The sequence below is a fragment of the Nonomuraea sp. IBHARD001 genome (genome assembly GCF_056106265.1).
Window position 1 is genome coordinate 1163398 of sequence record NZ_JBWBBW010000002.1, and the last position, 13214, is coordinate 1176611.

The 13214-nt window shown below is 69.2% G+C and carries 10 protein-coding genes; 8 read left to right on the plus strand and 2 right to left on the minus strand.

Annotated features, from left to right (window positions below; translation table 11 throughout):
• Positions 1-377: 377 nt before the first annotated feature.
• Positions 378-1649, plus strand: coding sequence for an amidohydrolase (locus ACTWNK_RS07775; protein ID WP_474303170.1), 1272 nt, complete (start codon positions 378-380; stop codon positions 1647-1649).
• Here ACTWNK_RS07775 and ACTWNK_RS07780 read toward each other — a convergent pair.
• Positions 1626-3149, minus strand: a complete 1524-nt coding sequence (locus ACTWNK_RS07780; RefSeq protein WP_474303171.1) for a gamma-glutamylcyclotransferase family protein — start codon at positions 3147-3149, stop codon at positions 1626-1628. The genes ACTWNK_RS07775 and ACTWNK_RS07780 overlap by 24 nt on opposite strands.
• Positions 3150-3304: 155 nt before the next feature.
• On the opposite strand from ACTWNK_RS07780, the gene ACTWNK_RS07785 reads away from it, so the two are divergent.
• On the plus strand, positions 3305-4189 hold the full coding sequence (locus ACTWNK_RS07785) for a hypothetical protein (protein ID WP_474303172.1): 885 nt from the start codon (positions 3305-3307) through the stop codon (positions 4187-4189).
• A gap of 161 nt (positions 4190-4350) precedes the next feature.
• A complete protein-coding gene (locus tag ACTWNK_RS07790; protein WP_474303173.1) occupies positions 4351-5310 on the plus strand; it encodes an ATP-binding protein in 960 nt (319 codons plus the stop codon).
• A gap of 130 nt (positions 5311-5440) precedes the next feature.
• On the opposite strand, the gene ACTWNK_RS07795 is transcribed toward ACTWNK_RS07790, so the two are convergent.
• Positions 5441-7327, minus strand: coding sequence for a Xaa-Pro dipeptidyl-peptidase (locus tag ACTWNK_RS07795; protein ID WP_474303174.1), 1887 nt, complete (start codon positions 7325-7327; stop codon positions 5441-5443).
• Positions 7328-7666: 339 nt separating this feature from the next.
• On the opposite strand from ACTWNK_RS07795, the gene ACTWNK_RS07800 reads away from it, so the two are divergent.
• From ACTWNK_RS07800 to ACTWNK_RS07820, 5 genes are all read left to right on the plus strand, one after another.
• Positions 7667-8740 carry a BMP family lipoprotein gene (locus ACTWNK_RS07800; protein WP_474303175.1) on the plus strand — a complete coding sequence of 358 codons (1074 nt, stop codon included), beginning with the start codon at positions 7667-7669 and terminating at the stop codon, positions 8738-8740.
• A gap of 115 nt (positions 8741-8855) precedes the next feature.
• Positions 8856-10394, plus strand: a complete 1539-nt coding sequence (locus ACTWNK_RS07805; RefSeq protein ID WP_474303176.1) for an ABC transporter ATP-binding protein — start codon at positions 8856-8858, stop codon at positions 10392-10394.
• Positions 10394-11539: an ABC transporter permease gene (locus ACTWNK_RS07810; RefSeq protein WP_474303177.1), complete on the plus strand. Its 1146-nt coding sequence runs from the start codon at positions 10394-10396 to the stop codon at positions 11537-11539. The genes ACTWNK_RS07805 and ACTWNK_RS07810 overlap by 1 nt, the downstream gene beginning before the upstream one ends.
• A complete protein-coding gene (locus tag ACTWNK_RS07815) occupies positions 11536-12822 on the plus strand; it encodes an ABC transporter permease (RefSeq protein WP_474303178.1) in 1287 nt (428 codons plus the stop codon). The genes ACTWNK_RS07810 and ACTWNK_RS07815 overlap by 4 nt, the downstream gene beginning before the upstream one ends.
• The gene (locus tag ACTWNK_RS07820) at positions 12819-13214 is read left to right on the plus strand and encodes a cytidine deaminase (RefSeq protein WP_474303179.1); all 396 of its coding nucleotides are present in this window, start codon (positions 12819-12821) and stop codon (positions 13212-13214) included. The genes ACTWNK_RS07815 and ACTWNK_RS07820 overlap by 4 nt, the downstream gene beginning before the upstream one ends.

A 13214-nucleotide genomic window follows, 5' to 3' on the forward strand; every position in this document is an offset into this window, starting at 1 on the left:
GCGGATGTTTGGAAGTGGCATCTCTGGGCCAGTCTCATGTGATCCGTTGTGACTAGGGAGGATGGTTTCCGGATCGCGCCATGGGTCACACACCGTGACGACCAGCGGTTACGGGCATGCCACAGGCCAACTTTTGGTGTAGTTGTCCGCGTGAAGGGCAGCGACCGGGATAAAGTCAGTGCATCGTCATCGGGCTATCGGCTGAAAGAGCCGCGTTGTCCCGTATCGGCGATCTCCCGCGCCGGTTCCTCAGGTGCGCGTCCCACGTGGGGTCGGGACGCAGCCCGAACCGTACGGCCCCCGCGGGCACAACATACGCAAGAGGCGCGAATCAAGCCATGCTGGATACGCTGCATGGGGGATGGGACGGTGACTTGATGCGGGGACGTGAGCTGCGGGGGGAACTCGACGCGTTCCTCGCGGAGGCTGAGCAGGAACTCGTGGCATTCCGCCGCGACCTGCACATGCATCCCGAGCTCGCCTTCGCCGAGTACCGCACCACCCAGCGGATCGCCGACCGCCTGACGGCCGCGGGCCTGCACCCGCAGGTGCTGCCGAGGGGCACGGGCGTGATCTGCGAGGTGGGAAGCGGCGACGGCCCGACGATCGCACTGCGTGCCGACATCGACGCGCTCGCGCTGCCCGACGAGAAGGACGTGCCCTACCGCTCGACCATCGCCGGGCTGTGCCACGCGTGCGGTCACGACGTGCACACCACGATCCTGCTCGGCACCACGCTGTTCCTGGCCCAGCAGGCCCAGGCGGGGCTGCTGCCCGGCCGGGTGCGTTTCATCTTCCAGCCGGCCGAGGAACTGCCGGGCGGCGCGCTGGAGGTCATGGCGCAGGGCGGGATCAGCGGCGTCGACCGCATCTTCGGCCTGCACTGCGACCCTCGCGTGGACGCGGGCCAGGTCGGGCTCAAGGTCGGGCCGATCACCTCGGCCTGCGACAAGGTCGCGATCAGGGTCGCCGGTCCCGGCGGGCACACCGCCAGGCCGCACCTCACCGCCGACCTGGTCTTCGCCCTGGCCAAGATCCTCACCGAGCTGCCCGCCGCGCTCTCGCGCCGGGTCGACCCGCGCTCCTCGCTCAGCCTGGTCTGGGGCCGGGTCGAGGCCGGATCGGTGGCCAACGCCATCCCCGACGACGGGATCGCCGAAGGCACCGTGCGCTGCCTCGACGAGGAGGCCTGGCATGCCGCGCCCGACATGATCAAGACACTCCTGGAGTCGGTCGCGGGCGCCTACGGCGTCGAGGCGACGATGGACTACAGCCGGGGCGTGCCGCCGGTCGTCAACGACGAGGACAGCGTGCAGATGCTGGCCGAGGCCGCCGAGCGCGCACTCGGCGAAGGCTCGGTCGTGCCGACCCAGCAGAGCCTCGGCGGCGAGGACTTCGGCTGGTACCTGGAGTCGATCCCCGGCGCCTTCGCCAGGCTCGGCACCCGCAAGCCGGGCGCCGAGGAGCAGCACGACATCCACCAGGGCACCTTCGACGTCGACGAGCGGGCGATCGGCCTGGGCGTGCGCTTCATGGCCGCCACCGCGCTGACCGCACTGTGGGAGGGGCGGCGCCCGCCGGCCACGACCGAGCAGGTCGCACTCGCGGGCGCGGGCCCCGACGGCTCACTGCCCGCCTTCGACCGATAGCTTCGAACGGCCCGTGGACCCCTTCGTCCGGTCCACGGGCAGTTGCAGCTCGTCACCCTTGTAGGACGCCTCGATCCGCCCGCCGTGCTGCTTGGCCCCCTTGATCACCGTGCCGAAGTACGGCTCGCAGATCGCGGCGCTGTGGTTGCCGAGCGCCTCGCTCGCGGCGTTGAGGGCTGCCACCGTGGCCACGTGCGTGTAGAACACGTCGGGCTCGCCGGTGCGCAGGGGCCCGTGCACGGCGACCTGCCCGCTCACGGTGACCCGCTCGTAGGCCGCACCCCTGGTGCCGCTCTCCATGCGCAGCAGGGTGGCCGTGTCGACCGGCACGACGATGCCCTCGACGTTCTGCGGCGCGGCCGAGCCCGGGGTGGCAGGCCGTACGGTGAGCAGGAGTTGGTGGGTGGGCTGGTCGACCTGGTAGACGACCGTGTCGTCGGGTGTCAGCTCGATCGCGGCCGTCCACAGCCGGTGGTGGCCGCGCAGGGTGGCCTCCTGGTAGTCCTCGCCCCTGATCGGTGTACGGCCGAGCAGTCTGGCCAGTTCGGACAGGTCGATCAGCGGGCCGTAGACGAACACCGCGTGCCTGACGTCGTCGCGGAAGCGGTCCCAGCCCTGCCACTTGGCCGCGCTCCTGGCGTCGCCCGTGTCGTGGTCGGGATAGATCGGGTAGAACCTGCCGATCCTGAAGTCGAGGTCGCTGGCCAGGTTGAACCACTGCTCCTCGACGATGTCGGTGCCCAGGCCGATGGCCCGTGCCGACAGTCTGACCAGGAGCTTGGCCTTGTGCGGGTCGGGGATGTGCTTGCGCTGGATCGAGGTGATCGGCAGCGCGGGCACGGCGTCGTCGACGGGGATCCACACGGTGAAGGGCGCCCACGGTTCGAGCGAGGGCCAGAACCTCTCCGTCGCGGGCTCGCCGTCGCCGTCGAGCACCTGCAGCGGCACCTTCATGTAGACCGGGCTGCCGTCCCCGGCCGAGTCCTGCATGTATCTCAGGTAGACCTGGCAGCGCAGATCCACGATGCCCAGATTGTGCAGCCGGTTGTAGAAGCGCACCGCGATGACGGCATGGTCGCTGCGCGCGTGCTCCTTGGCGTACTCGGGGTCGTCGGCCTGCGAGGCGAGGGAGACGCTGGCGGGCCTGCGCCAGACGAACGGGCGCACGGAGAACAGCCGGATGAACACCACGCCGACGAACAACGCGGGCACCAGGGCGCCGATGATCGAGGTCAGGGCGCCGAGCGCGGCATGGGCGGCGTTGTCGTCCTGCCCTTCGACCGGGTCGCCGCCGAGCACCGCCTGAAAGGCCTTCAGCCATTCGATGAGCAGATTGCTTTTCGTGCCGCCCGTCGTCTCATATCCGAGTGCGACGAGGAATGCGATGAATGCCAGCAGAACCAGCGCCGACAGCACCAGCAGCGAGGCCGATCGAACGGCGATCCACCAGCGCCAGGACTGCTGGAAAGCAGGATGGGAAGCGCGACCGAACCAGGACACGGGGGCCTCCGGAGTAGTCGTGAAGTGGAAATATCGTAAATGCCGGACGCCTTTTCCGGTGCGGAAGTCGAGCGCGTATTCCGCCGCCGCCTGGCATGATGCACGGGGCACGGGCAATCATCAAGATGCCGACGTCGTCGTGGAAGGCGGTCACCATGCAGGACAGGAGCCTTGAGGTCCTCGGGCTCGCGGGTGTGCCCGCGTTGGATCCCCTGCTCTACCCCGGTGTGATTCCCTCCTTCTCCGCCCTGCTCAAGGGCCGCCACCTGCTGACGCTCGACGTCGAGCCGGAGCGCAGGCTGGGGGAGTGGCGGGTGCGCGAGCTCGGCTCCTCGCTGGACGAGGCGCTCGCCGACGCGGGGGAGGCGGGCACGGGCAGCAGGTTCCCCGTGCTGTCGGTCGGGTCCAACGCCTCGCCCGGCCAGATGAGCCACAAGCTGGAGCGGCTGCATCTGTCGACGATGGTGCCGATGGTGCCGGTCGAGGTGGGCGGTGTGCGGATCGGCCTGTCCGGGCACGTCAGTCCCGCCGGATACGTCTCGGCGTCGCCGTACTACGAGCCGGGTGCGGTGACCACGATGGTGGCGACCTGGCTCGACGACGCGCAGATGGAGGCGGTCGACGCCACCGAGACGCCCTACCACCGGGTGCTGCTGCCCGGCTCGGCCTTCCCGATGACGCTGCCTTCGGGGGAGCGGCTCGACGGGTGCTATCTGTACGTGCATCGGCGCGGTGTCATCGCCGGGGCCGACGGCAGGCCGGTGCCCGCGACCGACCAGGTGTCGGTGCTGACCGCACTGCTGGCGAGGTCGGCCAGGCTGCGCACGGCGTTCGGCGACGACCCGCAGACGTTCGTGGCACGCGGCGCCGTCGACGAGGAGTTGCGCGACCTCGGCACCACGATCATCGAGGAGGAGGGCTGGGTCCGGCCGCAGCCGGAGTTCGACCCCTTCGTCACCGACGAGAGGGCCATCGCACGTTATGGGGACCTGTCGCCGCTGGAACGGCTGGAAGGCGCCGACAGCCCGAGCTCACGCTGACCGAAAAGGCCAGTCAGGACGGCCCTCCGGGCGGCCGAAGCGCGGCTGCGGGGGGCCATAGCATCGACAGATGGTCAACTTGAGGGTAGGCCGGAACCCGGGTCGGCTGTCACCCTGGTGCGCGGATCGTGCGTCAGTCGACCAGATGGGGAACCGTCGTCATGAGGGTGGCATTCGTCGGTAAGGGCGGCAGCGGCAAGACGACGCTGTCGGCTCTGTTCGCCAGGCATGTGGCCGCGAGCGGCCGGTCCGTCGTCGCCGTCGACGCCGACATCAACCAGCATCTGGCCATGGCGCTGAACGTTCCCGACGGCGAGTCGCCGCCACCGCTCGGCTCGCACCTGACCGAGATCAAGGAGCACCTGCGCGGGGACAACCCGCGTATCTCCTCGGTCTCGGCGATGGTCAAGACCACGCCTCCCGGCAGCGGCTCGCGGCTGCTGTCGCTCGGCGACGACTTCCACGCCACCTACGCCGTGCCCACCCAGGCCGGGCCGAGCCTCATGGTCACCGGTCCCTTCGCCGAGGAGGACCTGGGGGTGGCCTGCTACCACTCCAAGGTCGGCGCGGTCGAGCTCTATCTCAACCACCTGGTCGACTCGCCCGACGAGTACGTCGTGGTGGACATGACGGCCGGGGCCGACTCGTTCGCATCGGGGCTGTTCACCAGGTTCGACCTGACGTTCCTGGTGGCCGAGCCGACCCGGCAGGGCGTGGGCGTCTACCGGCAGTACCGCGACCACGCCGCCGAGTTCGGCGTGCGGATCGCGGTCGTCGGCAACAAGATCCACGGCAGGGACGACGTCGACTTCCTGCGTCAGGAGGTGGGCGAGGACCTGCTGGCCTGCCTTGAGCACTCGGCCGCGGTGCGCGCGATGGAGCGCGGCGGCCCGCTCGGCCCGCAGGACCTGGAGGCCGCCAACACCGCGGCGCTCGAACTCCTGCTCGTGCACGCCTCCGAGCAGGACAAGGACTGGCAGCGCTTCGGCGAGCAGGCGGCCGAGTTCCACCTGCGCAACGCCAAGGCATGGGCCAACCGGGCGGTGGGCGAGGATCTGGCCGACCAGATCGACCCCGACTTCGTGTACGGCCCGCAGTCGGCGCAGAAGATCCCGGCCTGAAAGGCGACGCCACCACACCGGGAGGAGCAGGGACGGCTCGGGGCGGCCCCTGCGTCTGGTGCGGTGGCGGTCCGAGCGGTCGTGAGGCGGGACCTCCCGCCTCACGACCGCCTTGTTCTTCCTACGACACCTAGGACAGCCTGCCGAACACGACCGGCAGCTTCAGCGACGAGGCGCCGGGCGCCACGGTCACGTTGGTGCCGGGCGGATAGCGCAGTGTGAAGTCGACGTCGGTCGACAGCAGCACGACGCCGATCTGGTGCCCGGCCTTGAACAGATGGTCCTGCGGCTGGAAGTCCCACTGGAACTGGTACTCCCGCCCGGGACGCACCGGCTGCGACCGGTCGGCCCCGTTCCTGTTGCGCACGTCGAGCCAGCCCCGCGAGACGATCTTGTAAGGCGTCTCGGCCGTGGCGTGCACCCGGATGGCCGTGCACCCCGTGTCACCCGGCACGCCCTGCCCGTAGCACCAGGTCTCCCCGGTCGGCAGCAGCCCGCCCGTCGGCCGTACCCCGGCGCCGTAGTCGACCAGCAACGCCGTCAGGTACGGCGAGGCGCCGTCCTTGAGCGAGGCCTTCACCGAGATCTCGGGCGTGCCGGAGATGCGCACGTCCTGCCTGAGCGGCGAGGACAGATAGGCCAGGCGGTTGGGATCGGCGGCCGGAGCGGTGGCGACCAGCTCCTCGGCGGTCCTGACCTTCTGGTCGACATAGGACTCCTTGGCCGACAGCGGCTTCGGCAGCAGGCCGAGCTTGCCACCAGAGCCGAGCCAGAGCCTGACGTCGTGGGTGCCGGGCAGCGGCCAGGAGGCGTGCGTGCCCCACACGCCGGGCTCGATCTCGACATCGGCCTGCGGCTCGCGCATGATGCCGTTGCGGATGCCGTACAGCCAGTGGTCGAACCAGCCGTGCAGCTGGCGCAGCCATTCGCGGGCGCGCAGGCTGAACGGGTCGCGGTGGGTGCCCTGGTGCAGCCAGATCTTGCGCGGCGTGCCCTGCTTGGCGAGCGCCTCCCACCACTGGGCGGCCTGCTTGGTCTTGACGTTCCAGTCGTTGAGGCCGTGGGCGAGGAAGACGCTGGCGCGGACCTTGTGCACGTCGTTGAGGTAGTTGCGCACGTCCCAGAAGCGGGTGTAGTCGCCGCTCACCCGGTCCTGCGTGGCGGTGAGCCTGTCCATGACCGGGCCGCAGACCTGCTTGCCGTTCTCGCGCGTGAGCACGAACTTGGCCAGCACGTCGGCGTCCTCGCCCTGGTAGCCGCCGGGCGCGACGACGCCGCCGTTGGCCCGGTAGTAGTCGTACCAGGAGGAGATGGCGGCGATCGGCACGATGGTCTTGAGGCCCTTGACGCCGGTCGTGGCGACGGCGTTGGGCAGGGTCCCGTTGTAGGAGGTGCCGATCATGCCGACGGCGCCGGTCGACCACGAGGTGGCCGAGACCGGCTTGCCCTCGGTGTCGAAGGCCTTGGCCCGGCCGTTCAGCCAGTCGATGGCGGCCTTGGGGCCCGCGGTCTCGTTGCGGTCGCCCGTGGTGGGACAGCCGGTCGCCCTGCCGCTGCCGAGGTTCTCCACCAGCACGATGGCGTAGCCGCGGGGCAGGAAGTAGTTGTCGTAGTAGCCGTCGAACGGCAGGTTCCACGTCTTGGTGTCGAGCAGTTTGGCGCGTAGTTCGGGGTTGCCGTCCTCGTCGACGTCGACGACGTGGTTGGGCACGGTGTAGTCGCCGCCCGCGTAGTACGGGCTGGCCTCCATGATGATGGGGACCTTCAGGCCGTTCAGGGTCTCCTTGGGGCGCAGGATGTCGACCGCGACGCGGTCCGGTTTGCCGTCGCTGTCGCTGTCGGTGCCCGCTACTTCGACGAAGACGGTCTCCTTGATGGCGTCGGCGCGCGAGAACACCGGTTGGGTGGCGTTGTTCTCGATCTTGATCGCGGGGTCCTCGGCTAATGCTGGGGTGGCCGTCATCGTGGTGACTAGGACGACCGCCAGCGGGAGGACGAGCCTCTTCCAATGGCGCATGGGGGTGCTCCAGGTTGTGTGACACTCCAGCTTCCAGACTGAAATGTCCGGCATGATCGGCTTGTCGGCAAGATCTTGACAAGGGGCAAAGTTGGGTAAAGGTGTGGTTTGTGAGCTGTATGGGCGATCGGCCCCGCTCTAGCCTGCTGACGGGCCCTCCCCGGGCGCGTACGCACCGCGCCCAGGTCACGGACTCGCCTGATGTCCATAACGGAGCGGTTGCGGACCTGTGCGCCGATTTGGTCTGCCCTGGTGAACGAACTATGTTCCGTGCAGGGTTGCCGTGCGTCTTCGCGCGTGCGACGAGAGTTGGACGGCGGGGAAATGGAAGGAGTCACCTTGCTCACCAAGAGGATTGGCAAGCTGGCTGTTGGATCGGTGGCCGGTGCCATGCTCATGGCCGTCTCGGCCTGTGGTGGCACGAACAGCGACAGTGGTGCGACCAGCAGCGCGGCGCCCAGCGCCGGTGCGAGCAGCGAGGCGCCCGCCTCGACGCTCAAGGTCGGCCTGGCGTTCGACGTCGGCGGCAGGGGTGACAAGTCCTTCAACGACTCCGCGTACGCGGGTCTGGAGAAGGCCAAGACCGACCTCGGCGCCGACATCAAGGACCTGAGCCCTGCGGGCGACGGCTCCAACCGCGGTGAGCTGCTGCGTCAGCTGGCCGACGCCGGCTACAACCCGATCATCGGTGTCGGCTTCGCCTACGGCGAGGACATCAAGAAGGCCGCCGCCGAGTACCCCGAGATCCAGTTCGCGGTCGTCGACTCGCCGTCGAGCGGCCCGAACGTCACCGGCCTGCTGTTCGCCGAGGAGCAGGGCTCCTACCTGGCGGGCGTCGCCGCGGCGACCAAGGCCAAGAGCGGTCACATCGGCTTCGTCGGCGGTGTCGAGAGCGAGCTGATCAAGAAGTTCGAGGCCGGCTACGTCGCCGGTGCCAAGTCGGTCAAGGCCGACGCGGTCATCGACGTCAAGTACCTCACGCCCGACGGTGACTTCACCGGCTTCAAGGCGCCCGACAAGGGCAAGACCGCGGCCGAGAAGATGTTCCAGAGCGGCGCGGAAATCGTCTACCACGCCTCCGGCGACTCCGGCCTCGGCGTCTTCCAGGCTGCCGCGGCGGCCAAGAAGAAGGCCATCGGCGTCGACTCCGACCAGCGTCAGACCGTCAAGGAGGCCGACCTGCAGTCGGTCATCATGACCTCGATGATCAAGCGCGTCGACGTCGGCGTGTTCGAGTTCATCAAGGCCTTCCAGGGCGGCGCCAAGGGCGGCAGCAACAACATCTACGACCTCAAGGTCGACGGTGTGGGCCTGGCGACGACCGGCGGCGAGATCGACGACATCTCCACCGAGCTCGACGCGGCCAAGAAGAAGATCGTCGACGGCGAGATCACGGTTCCGACGAAGCCGTAACCGGGTACTGGATCCGGTGACCAAGCCGTAGCCGGATCCACCGTCCGGAACAGGGCCCGGGGTTGCATCCGCTCCCCGGGCCCAGCCCTATATCCAGGCTCCTCCAGGAGATCGCATGAGCTCGGACACCCTCGCCACGGTGCAACCCGCCGTCGAGCTGGAGGGCATCACCAAGCGCTTCCCCGGCGTCGTGGCCAACCACGACATCCGCATCACCGTCGCCGCAGGCAGCGTCCACGCCATCGTGGGTGAGAACGGCGCGGGCAAGTCCACCCTGATGAAGATCCTGTACGGCATGCAGCGGCCGGACGAGGGCACGATCAAGGTCGACGGCAAAGAGGTCGTCTTCCGTTCGCCGAGCGACGCCATCGCCGCGGGCATCGGCATGGTGCACCAGCACTTCATGCTGGCCGACAACCTCACCGTGCTGGAGAACATCGTCCTGGGCTCCGAGCCGAGGAAGGGCGTGCGGCTCGACTACGCCGGGGCGCGCAAGCGCATCATCGAGCTCGGCGAGACCCACGGCCTGCGCGTCGCCCCCGACCGTCTGGTCGAGGAGCTCGGCGTGGGCGACCGGCAGCGCGTGGAGATCCTCAAGGTGCTCTACCGCGGCGCCCGCATCCTCATCCTCGACGAGCCCACCGCGGTCCTCGTGCCGCAGGAGGTCGACGAGCTCTTCGACAACCTGCGCGAGCTCAAGGCCGAAGGCCTGACCGTCATCTTCATCTCGCACAAGCTGGACGAGGTGCTCAGCATCGCCGACGCGATCACCGTGATCAGGCGCGGCACCACGGTCGCCAGCGTCGATCCGCGTGACGTCACCGCGCGTCAGCTCGCCGAGCTCATGGTCGGCAGCGAGCTGCCCACGCCGGAGACCAGGGAGTCGACGGTCACCGACACCGTCGTGCTGGACGTGCGCGGCGTGAGCGTGCCCGGGCCCGGACGCGCCGTGCTCGACGAGGTGGGTTTCCCCGTCAGGGCGGGCGAGGTCGTCGGCATCGCCGGGGTCGAGGGCAACGGGCAGTCCGAGCTCATCGAGGCGATCATGGGCCTGGTGACCCTGCAGGCCGGGCAGATCCACCTGGGCAAGGAGGACATCACCTCCTGGTCGACGCTGCGGCGCAGGGAGGCGGGCATCGGCTACATCCCTGAGGACCGCCACCGCCAGGGCCTGCTGCTGGAGGCCTCCCTCTGGGAGAACCGGGTGCTCGGCCACCAGACGAGAGCTCCGGCCAAGAAGGGCATCTGGGTCAACAGACCGGGCGCGCGGGCCGACACCGAGCGCATCGTCAAGGCCTACGACGTGCGCACGCCGGGCGTCGACACGCTCGCGATCGCCCTGTCGGGCGGCAACCAGCAGAAGCTCATCGTCGGCAGGGAGATGAGCGGCGATCCCAAGTTCCTCATCGCCGCCCACCCCACCCGAGGCGTCGACGTCGGCGCCCAGGCCGCCATCTGGGACCACCTGCGCGACGCCAGGGCGGCCGGGCTGGCCGTGCTGCTGATCTCCGCCGACCTGGACGAGCTGATCGGCCTGTCGGACACGCTGTACGTGATCTATCGCGGCCGGTTGGTCGCCAAGCTCGATCCCGCCGACGTGACCCCCGAGCAGCTCGGCGGCTACATGACCGGCGCGATTACGGAGGGTTCGTGATGCCCGCAGGGCTCTACCGTGCGCTGCTGACCACGGCCGGGGCGGTCGTGGCTATCCTCGTCGCCGTCGCGATCTCCAGCATCGCCATCCTCGCGGCGGGCGCCAACCCGCTGGAGGCGTTCGCGGCGATGTTCGACTTCGGCGCCACCCAGGCCGCCGTGGACAAGAGCATCGCGTTCATCCTCAACCGGGCCACACCGCTGTTCATCGCCGGACTCGCGGTCGCCATCGGCTTCAGGATGAACCTCTTCAACATCGGCGTCGAAGGTCAGTACCGCATCGCGGCCATCGTGGCGGCGTTCGTCGGCTCGCAGGTCGACCTTCCGGCGCCGCTGCAGATCACGCTGATCATCGTGGTCGCGATGCTCGCCGGTGGCCTGTACGCGCTGATCCCGGCCCTGCTCAAGGTGCAGCGCGGGGTCAACGAGGTCATCGCGACCATCATGCTGAACTACATCGCGATCAACATCGCCGCCTGGCTGGTTCGCGGCCCGTTCGCCGCGACCAAGACCGACGGCACGCTCACCACCTCGACCCCGCCGATCCCCGAGTCCGGCTGGTTCCCCAACTTCAACTTCCTGTTCGAGCTGTTCGGCCTGCCGGTCCCGAGGGGCGGCGGCGGGCTGTGGGGCTTCATCAGCATCGCCATCGTGGTCGGCATCGTGGTGTGGATCATCCTGGAACGTACCCGCTTCGGCTTCGACGTCAAGGCCAGCGGCCTGAACCCGACGGCCGCACTCGCCTCGGGTGTGAACCCCAAGAAGATGGTCATCTCGGCCATGGTCCTGTCCGGCGCCATCGCCGGGCTGATCGGCCTGCCCGAGATCCTCGGCTACACCCACGCCTACGGCACCGGCTTCACGCCGGGGCTCGGCTTCCTCGGCATCGCGGTCGCCCTGCTCGGCCGGAACAAACCGGTCGGCATCGCGATCGCGGCCCTGCTGTTCGCCTTCCTCGACCGGGCGGCGACCCCGCTGCAGTTCGCCGACATCCCGCCCTCGGTCGTCGTGATCATCCAGGGCACGATCGTGCTCATGGTCGTCATCGCCAACGAGATCACCAGCCGGATGGCGCTGCGCGAAGAGGAGCGCCGCGCCGCCCGACAACTCGGCACCAACACTCCCGCGAAGGTGGCATCGGCATGAGTGCGGCTACGGCTACCGCCTCCGAGCTTCGGAGGGTTCGCGGCTATCATCTGGCGCTGGTCTCCGTCGCCGGACTGATCCTGCTGCTCTCGCTGGTCAGAGTGCTGTCCGGCGACACCGACCTGACCTCGTCCGGCACGTTCTCGGCCGCGCTGCTGCTGGCCGTGCCGATCGGCCTGGCCGGGCTCGGCGGGCTCTGGGCCGAGCGGGCGGGCATCGTCAACATCGGCCTCGAAGGCATGATGGTGCTCGGCACCTGGTTCGCCGGATGGGCCGGGTACCAGTGGGGGGCCACGGCCGCCCTGCTGGCCGGGCTCATCGCCGGAGCGCTCGGCGGGCTCATCCACGCCGTCGCCACCGTCACCTTCGGCGTCGACCACATCATCAGCGGCGTCGCCATCAACCTGCTCGGCCCCGGCATCACGCGCTTCCTGTCCGAGGTGCTCTACAAGGAGGGCAGTGCGGCCTCCGAGGCCGGAGGCGGCATCACCACCTCACCGGCGCTGTCGTCCAAGCCGCCGGAGGTGAGCCTGCCGCTGCTGTCGTCGGGACCCGACTGGCTGGCCTCGCTGGAGAACACGCACTGGTTCCTGCTCTCGGACGTGGCCGGGATCCTGCGCGGGCTCACCCACAATGTCAACGTGCTGGTCATCCTGGCCGTCGCGATGATCCCCGTGACCTTCTGGGTGCTCTGGCGCACGGCGTTCGGCCTGCGGCTGCGCTCGGCGGGCGAGAACCCGTGGGCGGCCGAGTCGCTCGGCGTGAACGTCATCAGGACCAAGTACCTCGCCACCGTCATCTCCGGCGCCTTCGCCGGGCTCGGCGGCGTGTTCCTCGTCTTCATCACCACGAAGTACGTCGAGGGGCAGACGGCCGGACGAGGCTTCATCGGTCTGGCCGCCATGATCTTCGGCAACTGGCGGCCCGGCGGACTGGCGGCGGGCGCCTCGCTGTTCGGGTACGCCGACGCGTTGCAGTTGCGCAGCTCCGACGCGGTGACCGGGCTGTTCCTGTTCGGCGCGCTGCTGCTGCTCGGCTATGCCGGGATGCAGATCCGCAAGAACCTGGGCACCGCCACCGCCAAGAGCTACACCGCCGTCGCGTTCGCCGCGCTCGGCGCCGTCGTGCTGTTCTGGCTGTGGCTGACGGTCGACCACCTGCCCAACGAGTTCGTCTTCATCACCCCGCACGTGCTGACCCTGCTGGTGCTCACGGTCGCCTCCCAGCGGCTGCGTCCGCCGAAGGCCGACGGCGTGCGCTACCGCCGAGGGGAACAGCATTGAGCGTCGACTGGGAGGCGCTGCGGGCCGCGGCCGCCGAGGCCATGCAGCACGCCTACGCGCCGTACTCGAAGTTCCCCGTCGGCGCCGCCGCGCTCGTCGACGACGGGCGCGTGGTCACCGGCTGCAATGTGGAGAACGCCTCCTACGGGCTGGCCCTGTGCGCCGAGTGTGGTCTCGTCTCGGCGTTGCACGCCTCCGGCGGGGGCAGGCTGGTCGCGTTCACGTGTGTGGACGGGCACGGGGAGCTGCTCATGCCGTGCGGGCGGTGCCGGCAGTTGTTGTACGAGTTCGGCGGGCCCGACCTGCTGGTGGAGACGCCTGACGGGCCATGGCGGATGGCCGAGGTGCTGCCGCACGCCTTCGGGCCTGACGATCTTTCACGGGGGGCATGA

What these genes read in the sequence shown, in the direction of transcription:
- ACTWNK_RS07775 (WP_474303170.1), top strand. Translation starts at nt 378, where the DNA reads ATGCGGGGACGTGAGCTGCGGGGGGAACTCGACGCGTTCCTCGCGGAG.
- ACTWNK_RS07785 (WP_474303172.1), top strand. Translation starts at nt 3,305, where the DNA reads ATGCAGGACAGGAGCCTTGAGGTCCTCGGGCTCGCGGGTGTGCCCGCG.
- ACTWNK_RS07790 (WP_474303173.1), top strand. Translation starts at nt 4,351, where the DNA reads ATGAGGGTGGCATTCGTCGGTAAGGGCGGCAGCGGCAAGACGACGCTG.
- ACTWNK_RS07795 (WP_474303174.1), bottom strand. Translation starts at nt 7,327, where the DNA reads ATGCGCCATTGGAAGAGGCTCGTCCTCCCGCTGGCGGTCGTCCTAGTC.
- ACTWNK_RS07805 (WP_474303176.1), top strand. Translation starts at nt 8,856, where the DNA reads ATGAGCTCGGACACCCTCGCCACGGTGCAACCCGCCGTCGAGCTGGAG.
- ACTWNK_RS07810 (WP_474303177.1), top strand. Translation starts at nt 10,394, where the DNA reads ATGCCCGCAGGGCTCTACCGTGCGCTGCTGACCACGGCCGGGGCGGTC.
- ACTWNK_RS07815 (WP_474303178.1), top strand. Translation starts at nt 11,536, where the DNA reads ATGAGTGCGGCTACGGCTACCGCCTCCGAGCTTCGGAGGGTTCGCGGC.